Annotated in this window: 14 protein-coding genes and 1 tRNA gene; 4 read left to right on the top strand and 11 right to left on the bottom strand. The window is 70.8% G+C overall.

Annotated features, from left to right (window positions below):
- The first annotated feature begins 187 nt into the window (after positions 1-187).
- From ACZ6RT_RS35650 to ACZ6RT_RS35660, 3 genes are all read left to right on the top strand, one after another.
- Positions 188-808, top strand: coding sequence for a class E sortase (locus ACZ6RT_RS35650; protein WP_399190469.1), 621 nt, complete (start codon positions 188-190; stop codon positions 806-808).
- Positions 809-884: 76 nt separating this feature from the next.
- On the top strand, positions 885-1043 hold the full coding sequence (locus ACZ6RT_RS35655; protein WP_470158401.1) for a hypothetical protein: 159 nt from the start codon (positions 885-887) through the stop codon (positions 1041-1043).
- Positions 1040-1612 carry an anthranilate synthase component II gene (locus tag ACZ6RT_RS35660; RefSeq protein ID WP_399190472.1) on the top strand — a complete coding sequence of 191 codons (573 nt, stop codon included), beginning with the start codon at positions 1040-1042 and terminating at the stop codon, positions 1610-1612. The genes ACZ6RT_RS35655 and ACZ6RT_RS35660 overlap by 4 nt, the downstream gene beginning before the upstream one ends.
- Positions 1613-1819: 207 nt before the next feature.
- Here ACZ6RT_RS35660 and pknB read toward each other — a convergent pair whose 3' ends face one another.
- The 7 genes from pknB to ACZ6RT_RS35695 all read right to left on the bottom strand — a co-directional run bounded on the left by pknB (position 1820) and on the right by ACZ6RT_RS35695 (position 10676).
- Positions 1820-3703 carry a Stk1 family PASTA domain-containing Ser/Thr kinase gene (gene pknB / locus ACZ6RT_RS35665; protein WP_470158403.1) on the bottom strand — a complete coding sequence of 628 codons (1884 nt, stop codon included), beginning with the start codon at positions 3701-3703 and terminating at the stop codon, positions 1820-1822.
- A gap of 82 nt (positions 3704-3785) precedes the next feature.
- Positions 3786-5312 carry a serine/threonine-protein kinase gene (locus ACZ6RT_RS35670; protein WP_470158404.1) on the bottom strand — a complete coding sequence of 509 codons (1527 nt, stop codon included), beginning with the start codon at positions 5310-5312 and terminating at the stop codon, positions 3786-3788.
- The gene (locus tag ACZ6RT_RS35675) at positions 5309-6766 is read right to left on the bottom strand and encodes a peptidoglycan D,D-transpeptidase FtsI family protein (protein WP_399190478.1); all 1458 of its coding nucleotides are present in this window, start codon (positions 6764-6766) and stop codon (positions 5309-5311) included. The genes ACZ6RT_RS35670 and ACZ6RT_RS35675 overlap by 4 nt, the downstream gene beginning before the upstream one ends.
- Complete coding sequence (locus ACZ6RT_RS35680) at positions 6763-8139, bottom strand: FtsW/RodA/SpoVE family cell cycle protein (RefSeq protein ID WP_399190480.1); 1377 nt, start codon at positions 8137-8139, stop codon at positions 6763-6765. The genes ACZ6RT_RS35675 and ACZ6RT_RS35680 overlap by 4 nt, the downstream gene beginning before the upstream one ends.
- 4 nt (positions 8140-8143) lie before the next feature.
- Positions 8144-9454, bottom strand: a complete 1311-nt coding sequence (locus tag ACZ6RT_RS35685; protein ID WP_399190482.1) for a PP2C family protein-serine/threonine phosphatase — start codon at positions 9452-9454, stop codon at positions 8144-8146.
- The gene (locus ACZ6RT_RS35690) at positions 9451-9918 is read right to left on the bottom strand and encodes an FHA domain-containing protein FhaB/FipA (protein ID WP_399190484.1); all 468 of its coding nucleotides are present in this window, start codon (positions 9916-9918) and stop codon (positions 9451-9453) included. Before ACZ6RT_RS35690 ends, ACZ6RT_RS35685 begins: the two co-directional genes overlap by 4 nt.
- 17 nt (positions 9919-9935) lie before the next feature.
- On the bottom strand, positions 9936-10676 hold the full coding sequence (locus tag ACZ6RT_RS35695; RefSeq protein WP_344892191.1) for a DUF3662 and FHA domain-containing protein: 741 nt from the start codon (positions 10674-10676) through the stop codon (positions 9936-9938).
- A gap of 164 nt (positions 10677-10840) precedes the next feature.
- Here ACZ6RT_RS35695 and ACZ6RT_RS35700 point away from each other — a divergent pair.
- Positions 10841-10926 (top strand) — tRNA-Leu (locus ACZ6RT_RS35700).
- A 356-nt stretch (positions 10927-11282) separates the two neighbouring features.
- On the opposite strand, the gene ACZ6RT_RS35705 is transcribed toward ACZ6RT_RS35700, so the two are convergent.
- The 4 genes from ACZ6RT_RS35705 to ACZ6RT_RS35720 form a co-directional block, all read right to left on the bottom strand.
- On the bottom strand, positions 11283-11555 hold the full coding sequence (locus ACZ6RT_RS35705; RefSeq protein WP_399190486.1) for a GlsB/YeaQ/YmgE family stress response membrane protein: 273 nt from the start codon (positions 11553-11555) through the stop codon (positions 11283-11285).
- 119 nt (positions 11556-11674) lie between these two features.
- The gene (locus tag ACZ6RT_RS35710; protein ID WP_470158407.1) at positions 11675-12868 is read right to left on the bottom strand and encodes an ice-binding family protein; all 1194 of its coding nucleotides are present in this window, start codon (positions 12866-12868) and stop codon (positions 11675-11677) included.
- A 313-nt stretch (positions 12869-13181) separates the two neighbouring features.
- Positions 13182-13865 (bottom strand): hypothetical protein, encoded by a 684-nt coding sequence (locus ACZ6RT_RS35715; RefSeq protein ID WP_399190490.1) that lies wholly within the window; start codon positions 13863-13865, stop codon positions 13182-13184.
- 1468 nt (positions 13866-15333) lie between these two features.
- A complete protein-coding gene (locus tag ACZ6RT_RS35720; RefSeq protein WP_399190492.1) occupies positions 15334-16458 on the bottom strand; it encodes an ice-binding family protein in 1125 nt (374 codons plus the stop codon).
- Positions 16459-16960 lie beyond the last annotated feature (502 nt).

The raw sequence follows: 16960 nt of genomic DNA on the forward strand, positions 1-16960 counted from the left end.
CTGCGCGATCCGGATCGTGCGCAGGCCGTGTCGGTCAGCGTGGTCGCTGGTGGGTGAAGTTCCGTGTAAGGATAGTCCGCGCGCACGGGCCATGGCGATTCCGCGGGGCACCATCCTGTGGCAAATGTTGCGCCGAGGCGGCGATCAGGCGCGGCCGGGACGGTATCGCCGTGATTAACCTGCCCCCATGAGAGCCATGCTGAGGGTCGCGGGCGATCTGAGCATCACCGCGGGCCTGGTCGTCCTGCTCTTCTGCGCCTACCTTCTCTGGGGCACCGGTTCCTACACCGCCCGGCAGCAGATCCTGCTGCAACGGGAGTTCGTCCACAAGGAGAAGGCGGCTCTCGGGCCGATCCGGCTGGGCGGTGCGGTGGCGATGCTGAAGATCCCCAGACTCGGTGACGACTACCGGTACGCCGTGGTGGAGGGGGTCGACCCGGACCGGCTGCGGATGGGGCCGGGCCACTACCCCGGAACCGCAATGCCCGGAAAAATCGGTAATTTCGTACTTTCTGGCCATCGGACGACCTATGCCGCGCCGTTCAACCGCATCGACGAGCTCCAGCCGGGGGATCCACTGATCGTGGACACCCGCGAGGCCCGCTACACCTACCGGGTCACCGACAAGCGGATCGTCGACCCCACCGAGGTGGACGTCATCGCACCGGTTCCCGGGCGGCCGGGACGGAAGCCGGCCAAGGCGATGATCACGCTCTCCACCTGCCATCCGGAGTACTCGGCGGCCCAGCGGCTGATCGTCTTCGGCGAACTGGACGAGCGCAGGGACCGCCTCGAACGCCCCGAATGACCTGAGAACCGTGACCACCCGGCGGCCGGGACGCCCCGAAGCACGACGGGCCCACAAGAACCGGACAAGGAATCGCATGTACGGATGGATCTGGCGAGCGCTTCCCGGAAGCCTCGCGATCAGGGTGTTCACCGCCGTGGTGCTGGCCGGGCTGGCCGCGGCCGTACTCTGGTACCTCGTGTTCCCCTGGATCGAACCTCGCATCTCCCTCGACCCGACCGTCGTGGGCCGATGAGCCGCGTCCTCGTCGTCGACAACCACGACAGCTTCGTCCACACCATCGTGCAGTACCTCAGGCAGCTCGGCGCGGCCTGTGACGTGCGCCCGCGCGACCGGGTCGCGGTCGAGGACGCCTCCGGTTTCGACGGGGTCCTGATCAGCCCCGGCCCCGGCACGCCGGAGGACGCGGGGGTGAGCGTCCCGCTGGTCGGCCACTGCGAGGAGCGCGGCATCCCGCTGCTCGGCGTCTGCCTGGGACATCAGGCCATCGCCGTCGCCCACGGCGCGACCGTGGCGCGGGCCCCCGAGCCCGTGCACGGCCGTACCAGCGCGATCACGCACGACGGGCGCGGTGTCTTCGCCGGGCTGCCCTCACCGGCGACGATGACGCGCTACCACTCGCTGACGGTGCTCGCCGGGACGGTCCCGCGGACGCTGGAGGTCACCGCCGTCACCGAGGACGGCGTGGTCATGGGCCTTCGGCACCGCACCGCGCCCGTCGAGGGCGTGCAGTTCCACCCGGAGTCGGTCATCTCCGAGCACGGTCACCGGCTGCTCGGGAACTGGCTCGAAAGATTGGTGTAACGCGGGGCCCCTACTGGACGATTGACCAGTGAGAGCCCTTCCGCCATCGCCCCCGAGTGGCGGAAGGGCTCTTCCCCGTTTCCGGGCCCCCGCTCGGTGAACGACTCCGCGATCCCCGCCCCCGGACCTCTCCGGAGCCCGTACCCCGTGAACGAGGAGGACCCCCGCGCGGGCGCGGGGGTCCTCCTCGTCATCGGTGCCGGGACGTCAGTTCCCGTCCGGCGGCGCCTCGTCGAGGATGGTGCCGTCGTCGGTCTCCGTGGGCTCCGGGTTCGGGTCCGTCGGCTCGTCGGGGATGGTCGGCTCCTCCGTCGGCTGGCTCGGCTGCTCGGTCGGCTGCGGCGGCTCACCGCTGGAGACCACCAGCGTGATCGTCGTACCGGGCTGGTACTTGCCGCCGGGCTCGGGAGACTGGCTGATCACGGTGTCCTTGGGCAGGTCGCTCGGCTGCTCGACGACCTTCCACTTGAAGCCCAGCTGCTTGAGCGTCTCCTTGGCGTCCTTGACCGTGAGGTTCGTCACCCCCGGCACCTCCACGGCCTCCTTGGGCACGTAGATCCGGACGCTTCCCCCCTTGTTGTACTTCTTCCCGGCCGCGGGCACGGTCTCGAAGACGATCCCCTGCTTGCGGCTGGAGGCCTTGGACTGCAGGGTGACCTCGAAGCCGGCCTCCTCGAGGATGCTCCGGGCCTCCTCGGCGGTCTTGCCGACCACGTCGGGCACCTCGAGCTTCTCGACGCCCTTGGAGACCTTGAGCGTCACCTCGGCGCCCTTGTCGACCTCGGTGTCGGCGGCCGGATCGGTCTCGATCACGACACCGGCGGGGACCTCCTCGTCGAACTCCTCGACCGTCTTCACCGTCAGCTGGAGGTCGGTGAGCCTCTTGGCCGCCACCTCCGCGCTCTGCGAGGCCAGCGGGGGGATCTTCACCTTGCCGCCGGTGGCCGGGGTTCCCGACGAGTTGAGGAACATGTACCCCACGCCGATGAAGGCACCGATGACCAGCAGCGGGATGAGGATCCACGCCGCGGTCTTCACCGCGGTGTTGCCACCGGACTGCTGGCGGCGCCGTCCGCGCTCCCCGCCGCCCGCCGCGCCCTGACCGCCCCCTTCGGGGCCGTACTCGTACGCCGGGACGGCCGTGGTGCGCTGGGTGGCCGGGCCGCCGGGGGGCGGGGCCTGCATGGTCCGGGTGGCCGGGTTGTACACCGCGGTCCCGGCGGCCATGGTCGTCGTCTGGGCGTCCGTCGGGATGCCGGACATCGCCCGCTGGATGTCGGCCCGCATCTCCCCGGCGCTCTGGTAGCGGTGCGCCGGGTCCTTGGCCATCGCCTTGAGCACGATGGCGTCGGCCCACGGGGGGATGTCGGGGTCGATCTGCGACGGCGGGATCGGGTCCTCGCGCACGTGCTGGTAGGCGATCGCGACCGGCGAGTCACCGGTGAACGGCGGCTGCCCGGTCAGCAGCTCGTACAGCACGCAGCCGGTGGAGTACAGGTCGCTGCGGGCGTCGACCCGCTCGCCCCTGGCCTGCTCCGGCGAGAGGTACTGCGCGGTCCCGATCACCTGGGCGGTCTGCGTCATCGTCGCGGCCGAGTCGGCCATCGCGCGGGCGATGCCGAAGTCCATGACCTTGACGTCGCCGTTGCGCGTGATCATGATGTTCGCCGGCTTGATGTCGCGGTGGACGATGCCGCCGCGGTGACTGTAGTCCAGCGCCCGCAGGATCCCGTCGACCAGCTCGGCGGCGCGCTCGGGCAGCAGCCGCCGGTCGGCCCGGAGCAGGTCGCGCAGGGTGCGCCCGTCCACGTACTCCATGACGATGTAGGGCACCGGCGCGCCCTCGGAGACGTCCTCGCCGGTGTCGTAGACCGCGACGATGGACGGGTGGTTCAGTGACGCGGCGGACTGCGCCTCCCGGCGGAAACGCGCCTGGAAGATGTGGTCCCTGGCCAGGTCCGCGCGGAGGGTCTTGATGGCGACGATCCGATCCAGCCGGATGTCTCGGGCGCGATAGACCTCGGCCATGCCGCCACGCCCGACGACGCCGTCAAGCTCGTAGCGATCGCCGAGGCGTCGGGGCTGAGTCATTTCCTGCACTGTCCCTTACCGTTCATCTTGGGTGCCGGTGAGCTCTTGGGCCACCGGTGTCCATCATCGACCCGTTGCCGCATCACGTCTCCTCATTCGGCGGGTTCGTGTCGCCGGGGTCGGGAGTCGCACTGGGTTCTGCACTCGGTGTCGCCGTCGGGGCGGTGGGCGTGGCGGTGGGAGTCGTCGGGCTCGGGCTGGACGGTGGCGACGTACTCGGCCGTGCGGTGGGCGTGGCCGATGTGCTTACCGTAGCCGACGGCGTGACCGTGGGTCGGCGCGACTTCGTCGGCGGGACCGGCGGTCTGCTCGCCGCGGGAGTGCTCCTGTCCGGCCGGGCCGTGGACGGCTCGGTGGCCGGACTCGACCGTACGACCGGCCGGCCCGGCTCGCTGTCACCGGGACTGTCCGCCAGCTCACGGGCGGCCAGCGTGCCCAGTCCGACCGCGGCGGCGCACCCCGCCACGACGGCGACGATCATCGTCGTCCTGCGCCTGCCACGGCGCCCGCCCGCAGGTGGCGGGGCGACCGGGGCGGTGGCCGGCCGCCACGCGCCCGGCAGCGCCTCGCCGGAGCCGGTCCGCCCCTCGCCCCAGCCCTGGCCCTGGTACGCGTTCCCGGACGCCGGCCCCTGGACGGCACCGGGCCCCTGGTACGCACCGGGGACCACCGGAGGGACCCCGGGGCCGGTGGAGGCGGCGGGCGACGAGGAGGTGACCTCGCGCGGCCACTCGGTGGCGGGTTCTGCGCGCCAGCCCGCCGGGTCGGTGAGCCTGCCCAGGCCGGTGGTGCCGGAGGCGGTCAGCGCGTCGAGCAGCACGTCCGCCCGCTCCGACAGCTCCCTGGCGCCGGCCGGCCGTCGCAGCGGGTCCTTGGACAGGCACGCCATGACCAGGTCGCGCACCATCGGCGGCACGTCGTCCGGAAGCGGGGGCGGCGGCTCGCCGATGTGCATCAGGGCGATCGCCACCTGCGTGTCGGCGGTGAACGGCGCCCGTCCCGCCAGGCACTCGTAGGCGACCACGCCGAGGGAGTAGATGTCGGTGGCGGGCGTCAGCGGCTCACCGGACGCCTGCTCGGGGCTGACGTACTGGGCGGTGCCGAGCAGCATCCCGGTCTGGGTGACCGGCGCGGCCTCCAGCACCCGGGCGATGCCGAAATCTGTGATCTTTATCACGCCCGCCTCGGTCACCAGCAGGTTGCCCGGCTTGATGTCCCGGTGGATGATCCCGCCGCTGTGCGCCGCGTGCAGCGCCCTGGCCGTCTGGTGCACCACGTCGAGGGCGACCTCGGGGGGCAGCCTGCCGTCGCGGGTCAGGATACCCGCCAGCGACTGGCCAGGAACCAGCTCCATGACCAGGTAGGCGACGCCCTCGGCCTCGCCGTAGTCGAAGACCTGCGCGATGCCCGGGTCGGAGAGCCCGGCCGCGATGCGCGCCTCCGAGCGGAACCGCCTGCGGAACTCAGGATCCTCGGCCACGTGCGCGCGCAGCAGCTTCACCGCGACCTCGCGGCCGAGCAGGTCGTCCCTGGCCCGCCACACCTCACCCATGCCGCCCGACGCGATACGCCCCAGCGGGCGGTACCGGCCCCCGAGCAACGCGGTCATCTACCCAGCACCGCTTCCATCACGCTCTTGGCGATCGGGGCGGCGGTCTGACCACCGGAGGCGTCGCTTCCGGCGCTCCCGGACTCCACGATCAGCGCGACGGCGATCTTGGGCTTCTCGGCCGGGGCGAAGGAGATGAACCAGGCGTGCGGGTCACGGCCCTGGGCGGTCTCGGCGGTGCCGGTCTTGCCGCCGACCTTGATGCCGGGGATCTGCGCGGCGCTCGCGGTGCCCTTGTCGACGACGTTGATCATCATCTCCTGGAGCTTGCGCGCGTTGTCCTCGCTCATCGCGGTGGAGAGCACGTCCTGGTCGGCGGCCTCGATCTCGTTGCCCTCGGCGTCCGCGACCTTCTTCACCAGGTACGGCTTCATGACCACGCCGTTGTTGGCGATCCCGGCGGCGATCATGGCCATCTGCAGCGGGGTCATCTGGTTGCTGCGCTGGCCGATCGAGGCCTGGGCGAGGGCGGCCTTGTCCTCCTCGGGCCCGATGCTGCTGCCCGCGACGGCCAGGGGGATCTCCAGCGGCTCGCCGCCGATGCCGAACTTGAGCGCCTGCTCGCGCAGCGCGTCGTAGCCCAGCTCCATGGCGATCTTGCCGAACGGGGTGTTGCAGGACTTCTCCAGCGAGAACGAGAGCGTCACGCGCCCGGCGCCGCACGCCGCCCCGCCGTAGTTGGGCAGGTCGGCGGTGGTGTTGGGCAGGTCGAGCACCTGCGGGGCGTCGACCTGGCTGTCCGGGCCCAGGGTGTCGTCGCTGTTCAGGTACGCCGCCATGGTGACCACCTTGAAGGTCGAGCCCGGCGGGTAGGTGCGCTCGATGGCCCGGTTCACCAGGGGCTTGTCCTCGTCCTTGTCCAGCTTGGTGTAGGCCTTGTTGACGACCACCTTGTCGGGCTTGGACAGCGGGTTCGGGTCGTAGGTGGGGATCGAGACCATGGCGAGGATCGCCCCGGTCGCCGGCTCGATCGCGACCAGCGCGCCCTTCTTGCCGCTGTCGCCCAGCGCCTTGTAGGCCGCCTCCTGCGCCCTGGGGTCGATCGTCAGGTCGACGTTGGCCCCCTTGGACTGCTTGGCGGTGAACAGGTCGATGCTGCGCCGGATCAGCAGGTCGGCGCTGCTGCCGTCGAGCAGGCTGTTCCTGGCGCCCTCCATGTCGCGCGCGCTCTCCGGCGCGAAGAACCCGGTGATGGGCGCGTAGATCTTGCCCTCGGGGTAGCGCCGCTGGAAGCGGAACTCGGGGTCGCCGGTGTCGAAGGACTCTGCCAGCACCTTGTCGCCCGCGGTGATCCGGCCGCGTTCGACCTCGTACCGCTTGTAGAAGTTGCGCTCGTTGCGCGCGTTCGCGCGCAGGTCGTCCGCCCGCACGGCCTGCAGGTAGTTCACGTTGATCATGAGCAGGCCGAACATGACCATGCAGGCGAAGGCGGCGCGCTTGAGGGGACCGTTCATCGCTGGAACACCTGCGTCATTCCTTCGTCCTGGATGGCCTGGGGCGGGGGCTTCCTCGCCGTGTCGGACATGCGTACCAGCAGCGCGATGAGGATCCAGTTGGCCAGCAACGCGGATCCGCCCTGCGACATGAAGGGGGTGACCAGACCGGTCAGCGGGATCAGGTTGGTCACGCCGCCGACGATGATGAAGACCTGCCAGGCCAGGATGAACGACAGTCCACCGGCCAGCAGCTTGGAGAACGGGTCGCGGGCCGTGAGCGAGGTGCGCAGGCCGCGCTCCACCAGCAGCGCGTAGACCATCAGCAGGGCCATCAGCCCGGTCAGGCCCAGCTCCTCACCGGCGGCGGGGAAGATGAAGTCGGAGAAGGCCAGCGGGATCTCGTACGGGTGGCCCTGGCCGAGACCGGTGCCGAGGATGCCGCCCTCGCCCATGGCGAACAGGCCCTCCATGAGCTGCGCGCTGCCGCCGACCTGGTCGAAGAGCGCCGGGTCCTCGGGGTTGAGGTAGACCGTGAAGCGTTGCTGCACGTGGTTGAAGAGCATCCCCGCCAGGACCGCGCCGCCCACGAAGAGCAGGATGCCGATGAGCACCCACGAGGTGCGCTGGGTGGCGATGTAGAGCATCGCGATGAACGTGCCGAAGATCAGCAGCGAGGAGCCCAGGTCCTTCTGCAGGATCAGCACGCCCAGGCTGAGGCCCCAGGTGATGAGGACCGGGCCCAGGTCACGGGCCCGGGGCAGGTCGATGAAGAGCAGCCGCCGCCCGGCCAGGGCCAGCACGTCGCGCTTGGCGACCAGGTAGCCGGCGAAGAAGACGACCAGGGCGAGCTTGGTGAACTCCGCCGGCTGGAGGGTGAGGCCGCCGACGCCGATCCAGATGCGGGCGCCGTTGATCTCCCTACCGATGAACGGCAGCAGCGGCGCGACCAGCAGGGCCAGGCCCACCGCGCCCATCGTGTACGTCAGACGCTGCAGCGCGCGGTGGTCGCGCAGCACGATCAGCGTCAGCGAGAACATGACGACCCCGACGGCCGTCCACAGCAGCTGGTTGGTGGCCGAGGCGCCCTTCATGCCGGACGCCTCCAGCCGGTAGATGATCACCAGCCCGATGCCGTTGATCAGCGTCACCAGCGGCAGGATCAGCGGGTCCGCCCAGGGGGCGAACCTCGCCAGCACCAGGTAGGCGGCGAGCATCAGGCCGCCCAGCCCCAGGCCGTAGGTGAGCATGCCCGACGGGATCTGGTTGTCGAGCGCCAGCCCCACATTGGCGTACGCCAGCATCACGATGGCGACCGCGAACGCCAGCATCGCCAGCTGGGCCACCCGCCGTTTGGCGGGAAGCGGGACGGGCTCGGCGCTAGGGGTGCTCATGTCTCTACTGTGACCTCGTGGATTCGGGGGTTCTCACGGGTGTGGGCGAGGCCGAGGCGCTGGGTGTGGCGCTCGGCTTCTTCGCGCCGCCGGATCCGGCGGCGGTCGTCTTGAGCTCCTCGATCTTCTTCAGGCCCGCCTCGACCCCGGCCACCGGGATGCCGTCGCGCACCTGACCCTGCTGGAACGCGCCAAGGGCCGACACCGACTCCGTGGTGCTCTTGGCCACGTCGAACAGCTCGAAGGGGCCGACGTTGGTCTTCACGCCCTGAAAAACCACGATCTCGTTACCCCTGGCCCCTACGAAGTACTGGTCCTCCAGCCACTGGCTGCCGAAGTACCAGCCTAAGCCGCTCCCGAGCACGACGACGCCGCCGGCCGCGGCCAGCAGGGGCCACATCCGGCGGCGTCGGACGGGTCGGGCCGCGGCCCTGACGACCGGCTCGTCGGGGTCGTCGTCGGAGATCACCGGTTGCGGCATGGTGACCGCCCCGGCGGCGCGGCCGGCCGGGGTGTCCGGCGGTTCGGACGGCGCCCCGCCGGAACCGGCGGCGCCGACCACGGCGGCCTCGGTACGCGGCGTGAAACCCTCGTCGACCTCCAGCACGTCGGCCACGACACAGGTGATGTTGTCGGGACCGCCGCCCCGGTTGGCCAGGTCGATCAGGGCCCGCACCACCCCCTCGGGATCGTCGATCGTGGAGAGCGTGTGGTGCAGGGTCTCCGCGCTCACCACCCCGGACAGGCCGTCGGAGCACAGCAGGTAGCGGTCGCCGATCTGGGCCTCGCGCAGGGACAGGTCGGGGTCGACCTCGCCGCTGCCGTCGAGCGCCCGCAGCAGGATCGAGCGCTGCGGGTGGGTGGCGGCCTCGTCCTGGGTGATCCGGCCGTCGTCCACCAGCGACTGCACCAGGGTGTGGTCGTGGGTGATCTGGTAGAGCTCACCCGCGCGCAGCAGGTAGGCCCGGGAGTCACCGACGTGGACCAGGGCGACCCTCGTACCGGACCAGAGCATGGCGGTCAGGGTGGTGCCCATGCCCTTGAGGCTGGGATCCCGGCCCACCATCTCGTGCAGCCTGCGGTTCGCGTCGCGTACCGCCGCCTCGATGGCGCTGAGCAGGTCACCTCCCTGCGCGTCCACGTCGAGCGAGGACATCGCGGCGATGGCGACCGAGCTGGCCACCTCACCGTGTGCGTGGCCGCCCATGCCGTCCGCGACGGCGAGCAGGCGGCCGCTGGCGTAGGCGGAGTCCTCGTTGCCTTCGCGGAGGAGGCCGACGTCTGAGCGGGCGGCGTAACGGAGTGCGATGGTCATTTGCGCAATTCGATGACGGTCTTACCGATGCGGATCGGAACACCGAGCGGCACCGGAGTCGGACGGGTGACTTTGGAGCGGTCGAGATACGTGCCGTTGGTGGAGCCGAGATCTTCCACGATCCACTGACCGTCCTGGGGGAAGAGCCGGGCGTGCCGGCTGGAGGCGTAGTCGTCGCTGACTACCAGCGTCGCGTCGTTCGCCCGGCCGATGGTGATGGGCGTCTCCGTGAGATCGATGGTGGTGCCTTGGAGGGGACCACCGATGACGACCATCTGCCGTGGTTCCCCCTTCTTGGATTTGGCCGCGGGCTTCACCGGCTTGGGGACCTTGCGCGCGGGGACGGCGACGGCCGTGCGCGAACCGAACAAGTCTGTCCGGATCACACCGACCGCGGCAATCACGAAGAACCACAGCACCGCGAGGAAGGCGAGCCGGATCAGCAGCAGCGTGAGCTCGGACATGGACCGTCTGTTTACCTTTAATCGCGCCGGAAAACCAGAGTCGTGCGCCCCAGCGTGACACGAGTGCCGTTCTGGAGCTCGACCCGGCGAACCGGCTGGCCGTTGACGAAGGTGCCGTTCGTGGAGCCGAGATCGACCAGCGCGACCTGGGGGCCCTCCACTCGCAGCTCGGCGTGGTGCCGGGACACACCCGGATCGACCAGCCGTAGATCACAGTCGGTGCCCCTGCCGAGCAGGGTCACCGGGGTCGTGAGGTCGAAGGACCGCTGGCCCTGCGGGTCGTCCTGGGTGGAGACCAGCAGGCGGGGACGACCCTGGAAGGCCTGCCGCTTCCCGGGGGGCACGTCGCTCACCGGTGTGCGGATCTCGTCCTGCTCGACCGTCGCGCCGCGGATCACGCCGGAGCGGATGCGGAACAGGCCGACCGCGAGGTCGTCGGCCATCTCGAAACGGACCCTGACCGGCCCCACGAAGGAGTAGCCCTGTTCCTTGGCGTACTCCCTGGCGAGGTTGGCCAGCTCGTGACTGATGCTGTCGGCGTAGACCTCCAGGCGCTCGCTGTCGGTCGTGGACAGCTCGACCACGAAGTCGTTGGGCACCAGGGTGCGCCCCTGGGCGACGATCGCCGCCCGCTCGTCCATCTCGCGTTGGACCGCACTGGCGACCTCTACCGGCTGAAGGTCAGATTTGAACGCCCGCGCAAAGGCACCTTCAACCAAGCCTTCGAGCCTCCGCTCGAAACGCTGAAGGACTCCCACCGGGTACCTCCCCTCATCCGTCTATGTGGTCGCGGTCGCTCGGGGGCTTGTTGGCTCGTCCTCGCTCTCTCGCACCCGCCGCTCCGCTCTGGCATCTAGGAGGATCGTATCCGGGTTCATGGGTAACGGCTGATCCGTGCTAATGTTTCGACCGCACCCAACAAGGGCGGGTGGCGGAACGGCAGACGCGCACGGTTCAGGTCCGTGTGTCCGAAAGGACGTGAGGGTTCAAATCCCTCCTCGCCCACCAGGATCCACCGGTGAAACGGGTGGGTCCACAGTGACGAAAGAGGGCCCCGGTTCGCAAGAGCCGGGGCTTCTTCGTTTTCCGTGGTCTTCCAGGTGTCCGCGCACGGGCAGAGATCTATCCGGACCCGCTTGCAGACGGCTTTCGCGTGACTTGCGCTGTTTATTACGCTGACGGCTGAGAGCCGCGACGGGCCGCGGGACCGCCGGGCCCCGCCGACCGGCCGTTCCGCCCCATGCCGCAGGCGGCCGCGGCCCGGGATCCGGGCCACGGCCGCCACACGTCACGGCATGCCGGCGCACGCTCGCCCCGGATTCCTCCGGTTGACCCCGGATTCTTCCAGGACGTACGCCGATCGGTCAGCGGACGCCGCGCCTGCCGTACATGCCGGCCACGAGGGCGACGCCGGCGGCGGCGAGGGCGACCTGGATGATGATCTCGATCCAGTCGATGCCCCTGGTGTCACCGACTCCCAGGGCGTTGGCAAGGAAGGACCCGAGCAGGGCCGCCACGATACCGATCACGATGGTCAGCCAGATCGGGATGTTCTGCTTCCCGGGGACGACCAGTCGTCCCAGAATGCCGATGATGGCACCGATGACGATGGCGGTGATGATGCCGGTGACTGTCATGTCCACACTTCCTCATTGATCGACTGCAAGCCGTATGCCCGTGACGGGGGGCATGATGCATAACGGAACGACGACACCGGGTGAACATTCCCCCACTGCCCCTGCGTGACTCCCGTCCCTCAGGCCACCGAGTGGGTGATGGTGGCGGTGTAGATCCCGATGACCACCCCCACCGGCGGCGTCACGGTGATCGTGGGGTCCCAGGTCGCCGAGTTGTTCCCGATGCCGTCGGAGGCGGAGAAGGCCACACGCGCGGAGCCCAGGTCACCGGCGGTCCCGGGGGTGAAGGTCGCCTCACCGGTGGTCCGCGTGGCCGGGCCCGGCGAGTAGCCGACGAGCTCCCCGGGGATGGTCTCGGACTCGGTGCCCTCGCCGGTGGTGAAGTCCGTCGAGCCGACGGTCACCACCCAGGCGGCGGGCGAGGCGCCGCGCTCGTCGGTCACGGTCACCTCGCCCAGGTTGTTCGACAGGCCGCTTCCCCCGGCCGTCACGGACCCCAGGTCCGCGGCCGGGGGCACGCTGATGGACAGGGGGCCGGGGGCGGGGGCGGTGGGGGCGGTGACGGTGTTGGTGTCGAGGGTGACGGCTCCGTTGCGGGCCAGCAGGCGGCCGTCGACGGTCACGCCGGTGGTGGCGGTGATCGAGGTCAGCGCGAGGACGGTGCCCACGAGGTCCGAGCCGGTGCCCAGCGTGGCCGAGCTGCCCACCAGCCAGAACACGTTACGTGCCCGGGCGCCGCCGACGAGGTCGACCGTACTGGCGGAGGCGGTGACGAGGGTGGACGCGGCCTTGAAGATGAAGACCGCGTCGGGGTCGCCCTGGGCGTCCAGGGTGAGCTGCCCGGTGATGCCGAAGGTGCCGGCCGCGGAGTCGTAGGTGCCCGGGGTGACGGTGGTGCCGCCCAGCTCGGTGGGCAGGGTGGCGTCGACGGCCTGACCCGCGGCGTCGTCGTAGGCGACGGTGAGGTCGCTCCGGGCCTGGGCGGCGGCCGTGTCACCGGCGTGGACGGTACCGCTGACGGTGCCGGGCGGGAAACCGGTGATGGCCGTGCCCGGGCTCACCCCGAGATCGCCGGTGAGCACGGTGGCGCCGGTGTTGGTGACCGTGCTGCCGCCCAGGACCGCGAACGCGCCGGCCGTCCCCAGCTCCACCGGCTCCGCGACGCTCAGGCCGGGCCGCGCGGCGGCGAACGTGATCAGAAGGGGGACCAGGAACACGATCACCAGCGCCGGGACCACCCCGGTGAGAGGGCGGAGCCCGGTCGGTCTCGAAGCGCCGGTACGTCGCGGCGGCACCGAGACGGAAATCCTCATGCGTCCCTCACCCACGAGTGGCGTCACCGGGAAAGGTTGCGACGACCGCGGAGCCCGGTTGATCTCGTTGTAGCACCCGATCGCACCGTCACACCGGCGGCGTGCCGTCCGGCGGACGGCTCTGTCCGGGCGCTTTCCCGCGGGGCGATCGTTCTCGGCGCCCCTCGTGCGCCGGGCCCGTCTGCGGGGTCCTCCCGGGGCGGTGGGCCGGTCCTCCGCGGGCGTGCGACGGAGCGGCCCGATGGAGCGGCCCCATGGAGCGGCGCGGTGGAACGGCCCGTGAGCCTGTCGGGCCGTTCCGGCGACCGTTCCGTCATATGGCCGTCATATCCGCCGCGACCGTCTTGCGCGTCCCGAGGAACTCGAAGTCGTAGACGGTGTTGTTCACCTGAAGCCCGTCGATCGCCCCGATGAAGGGGCCGTCCGTGCTGGCGAACCCCAGGCTGAAAGTGATCACCGCGTCCGGCAGCCTGGCCTTGAGCTCGTCGAACGTGCACGGGGTGGCCTGCGTGCAGCCGATCAGGGTGCCCGTCGCTCCGGTGGCGTACCAGGCGCTGCCGGCGGCACCGGCGTCGTACTGCTGCCAGGTGTTGACCGTCGGCGTCGCCGGTGCCGACGGGGCGGTGGACGCCTCCGGCAGGTAGATCAGCTTGGTGACGTCCGTCGTCCCCACGTTGGGGTCGGCCTCGATGGTGAGGGAGGGCAGCGACACGTCCGCCATGGAGTCGGTGCCCGCGAACACCCAGTAGCTCAGGGTGGTGATGTCCCCGACCGGCAGCTCCGCGAAGTCGGTCTCGTTCCCGAAGGCGATCTCGTCGGGTTCGTCGTCGACGATGATGCCGATGCTGCCGCTGCCGTAGGGCGGTGGCACGTCGGCGGCGGAAACGGTGGGATCCGTGCGGGCGTACGGGCCGGTGCGGTAGACCGCGCTCGGGTCCCCCAGCGTCTCGCGACCGATGATGCCCCACGTGTCGTCGGCGCACACCGTCTCTCCCACCGGGCCGATGGGTCCCGCGGGTCCCGCGGGCCCGGTCAGGCCGGTCGCTCCCTGGGGGCCGGTGGCTCCTTCGGGTCCTGCGGGTCCGGTGAGGCCGGTGGCTCCTGCGGGTCCTTCAGGTCCGGTCGGTCCTTCGGGTCCTATGGGTCCGGTCAGGCCGGTCGCTCCTTGAGGGCCGGTGGCTCCTTCGGGTCCTACGGGTCCGGTGAGGCCGATCGGTCCCCGAAGGCCGGTGGCACCGGCCGGTCCCGTCGCTCCCGTCAGGCCTGTGGCTCCTGTCGGTCCCGCGGGTCCGGTCAGGCCCCTCGGCCCCTGGAGGCCGGTGGCGCCCACCGGGCCCTGCGAGCCGGTCGCGCCCGTGGCACCCACCGGGCCTCGCAGGCCGGTGGGTCCTGTCGCTCCCACCGGGCCTCGCAGGCCCGCCGGTCCCGTTGCACCGGTCGCGCCCGCGGGTCCGGTCGCACCTATGGGCCCGGTCGCACCCGTGGCACCTCTCGCTCCCGTCGCTCCCGCCGGGTCTCGCAGACCCGTGGCGCCGGTGGCACCTGCCGGTCCCGCAGGACCGGCAGGACCGGTCGGACCGATGGTGCCCACCGACCCCTTCGGGCCGACCGGACCCATGGGGCCGCTGTGGCCCCGCTCACCCCGGTCGCCACCGCCCGGCATCATCCTGCCCGCCGGTCCTGTCCTGCCGGCAGGTCCGGACTTGCCCAAGGGACCGGTGGGACCCATACGACCGGTGGGTCCCATACGGCCGGTGGGCCCCATCGGACCCGGCGGTCCCATCAGGGCAGCCTCCGGCCCTGCCGGGCCCACGGGACCGGCAGGTCCGACAGGTCCGACCGGTCCCGTCGGACCGGTAGGCCCCACGGGCCCCGGCGAGCCGTCCGAACCCGCGGGGCCGACGGGGCCCGCAGGGCCCGTCTCGCATCGTGGCCCACGTCGTTCGGGCGTCCGGCGCGGACGGCATGAATCACAGACACGCGGGCCGCGTGCGCACACGCAGCACTTTCTTCCGCATCGACGAGAACCACAGCACCGCTTCCGGCAGTGGCCCTTCACAACCGCCTGAGGATGGTACGGGTGGAATCCTCGCCCGCACGCCGCGGTCGTTCTTCCGGAGCCGTCGAACCGGCCGAAACCGATGATGCCCGCTTTTTCGCCGGAGGAGTTCGCCGCCGCCGTTTCCGGTGCGGCGAGAAAGGCCCCGATCGCGGCGACCGCGATGCCCAGGAGCCGAGCGCCCCTGCCGGGCCGCGAGCCCGTGATGAATCTGTCTCGATGAGAATTCATTTCGTTTCCATGTTGCTCGGCGGCTCGCGGAGACGATGTCCGCGATGCCTGATCGGTGGCCACCGGGGAGCCACCCGCAGAGGCTTTGAAATGCGTCGTCCCGGTCAGGACCGGAGCGCTCGCCCGGGGCACGGAAGCCGCGGCGGACGCACGGACAGGGCCGTGTCGATCCCGGTCAGACGTTCCGTCGGGGAACGGACGACCTCGTCTGGAGGCCGCGGCGGACCGCCTGCCCGCACGCCGGTACCAGGCAGAAACCGTCGGCGTCCACGTCCTGCGTGAACACCGCCGACGTGCTCGGGTCGAGCGCGTCCGTGCCCGGGAAGACGGCCGTGATCTGCCGTGCGCCCTCGGTGAGGCCGCTCACGGTCAGGTCGGCGTGACCCGTGGCGTCGAGCTGGGCGGTGCCGAGGCTGACCCCGTCGGCGAAGAACTCGACCGGCCCGGAGGGAACGACCGAGCTCGAGGACCTCACCGTCGCGGTGAAGGTGATCGGGCCCTGCTGCGTCATCGCGCACGACGAGTTCACCGTGGTGGTGGTCGTCCTCGGCGGATCGACCGCGCACTGCGACACGGTGACGGTGTCGGAGTCGAGGGTGACGGCTCCGTTGCGGGCCAGCAGGCGGCCGTCGACGGTCACGTCGGCGCCGGCGGTGATCGAGGCCAGGGCGAGGACGGTGCCCGCGAGGTCGGAGCTCGCGCCCAGCGTGGCCGAGCTGCCCACCAGCCAGAACACGTTGCACGCCTGCGCGCCGCCGGTGAGGGTCACCGTGCTGGCGGCGGCGGTGATGAGGGTGGACGCGGCCTTGAAGATGAAGACCGCGTCCGGGTCGCCCTGGGCGTCGAGGATCACCTCTCCGGTGATGCCGAAGGTGCCCGCGGCGGAGGTGTAGGTGCCGGGGGTGACGGTGGTGCCGCCCAGTTCGGTGGGGATGACGGCGTCGGAGGGCTGGGCGGCGGCGTCGTCGTAGGCGATGGTGAGGTCGCTCTGGGCCTGGGCGGCGGCCGTGTCACCGGCGTGGACGGTACCGCTGACGGTGCCGGGCGGGAAACCGGTGATGGCCGTGCCGGGGCTCACCCCGAGATCGCCGGTGAGCACGGTGGCGCCGGTGTTGGTGACCGTGCTGCCGCCCAGGACCGCGAACGCGCCGGCCGTCCCCAGCTCCACCGGCTCCGCCGCGTACGCGGCGTGCGGTGCCGCCACCAGGGTTCCCATCGCGACGATGATCGCGACGGTCCCGTTCCGCCAGGGGGACAGGCTCTTTCGTGGTACGGAGAAGAAAGGTCTTCTGTCTACCATGATTCTGTTCTTTTCTCTTGATATTTCCCGTCCACGCGCATTGCCGACGATGCGCAATTAATTCGGATCCTACTGATGGGTGGCGCCGTTTCCGTCATACGACATGCGCGGAGAACCGATGTGCGCATCTGTTCGTTGCATATCTGGTAATGAGGGAAGTGGAGGGATCAATCGCAGAATTTCGTGTTTTTGGCGCCCCGCCGTGAGGGCTCGGAATCACGGTTCCGGGGATCGTTCATCGGGATCCGGGACGGGAGGCTCACCCAGGGAGCCTCGCCGTAGCCGTAGCCGTAGCCGTAGCCGTAGCCGTAGCCGTAGCCGCAGTCGTGGCCGTGGGGACACGGCGGCCGCTGCCTCCACCGCCACGTTCGGAACGGCGGGAACGGCGGGGACGGCGCGGAAAGCGGCGTGGGGGGGGGGGGGGGGGGGGGGGGGGGGGGGGGGGGGGGGGGGGGGGGGGGGGGGGGGGGGGGGGGGGGGGGGGGGGGGGGGGGGGGGGGGG

It is taken from the genome of Streptosporangium sp. NPDC050148 (genome assembly GCF_055586505.1).

What these genes read in the sequence shown, in the direction of transcription:
- ACZ6RT_RS35650 (WP_399190469.1), top strand. Translation starts at nt 188, where the DNA reads ATGAGAGCCATGCTGAGGGTCGCGGGCGATCTGAGCATCACCGCGGGC.
- ACZ6RT_RS35705 (WP_399190486.1), bottom strand. Translation starts at nt 11,555, where the DNA reads ATGACAGTCACCGGCATCATCACCGCCATCGTCATCGGTGCCATCATC.
- ACZ6RT_RS35685 (WP_399190482.1), bottom strand. Translation starts at nt 9,454, where the DNA reads ATGACCATCGCACTCCGTTACGCCGCCCGCTCAGACGTCGGCCTCCTC.
- ACZ6RT_RS35710 (WP_470158407.1), bottom strand. Translation starts at nt 12,868, where the DNA reads ATGAGGATTTCCGTCTCGGTGCCGCCGCGACGTACCGGCGCTTCGAGA.
- ACZ6RT_RS35690 (WP_399190484.1), bottom strand. Translation starts at nt 9,918, where the DNA reads ATGTCCGAGCTCACGCTGCTGCTGATCCGGCTCGCCTTCCTCGCGGTG.
- ACZ6RT_RS35720 (WP_399190492.1), bottom strand. Translation starts at nt 16,458, where the DNA reads ATGGTAGACAGAAGACCTTTCTTCTCCGTACCACGAAAGAGCCTGTCC.
- ACZ6RT_RS35660 (WP_399190472.1), top strand. Translation starts at nt 1,040, where the DNA reads ATGAGCCGCGTCCTCGTCGTCGACAACCACGACAGCTTCGTCCACACC.
- pknB (WP_470158403.1), bottom strand. Translation starts at nt 3,703, where the DNA reads ATGACTCAGCCCCGACGCCTCGGCGATCGCTACGAGCTTGACGGCGTC.
- ACZ6RT_RS35680 (WP_399190480.1), bottom strand. Translation starts at nt 8,139, where the DNA reads ATGAGCACCCCTAGCGCCGAGCCCGTCCCGCTTCCCGCCAAACGGCGG.
- ACZ6RT_RS35670 (WP_470158404.1), bottom strand. Translation starts at nt 5,312, where the DNA reads ATGACCGCGTTGCTCGGGGGCCGGTACCGCCCGCTGGGGCGTATCGCG.
- ACZ6RT_RS35675 (WP_399190478.1), bottom strand. Translation starts at nt 6,766, where the DNA reads ATGAACGGTCCCCTCAAGCGCGCCGCCTTCGCCTGCATGGTCATGTTC.
- ACZ6RT_RS35655 (WP_470158401.1), top strand. Translation starts at nt 885, where the DNA reads ATGTACGGATGGATCTGGCGAGCGCTTCCCGGAAGCCTCGCGATCAGG.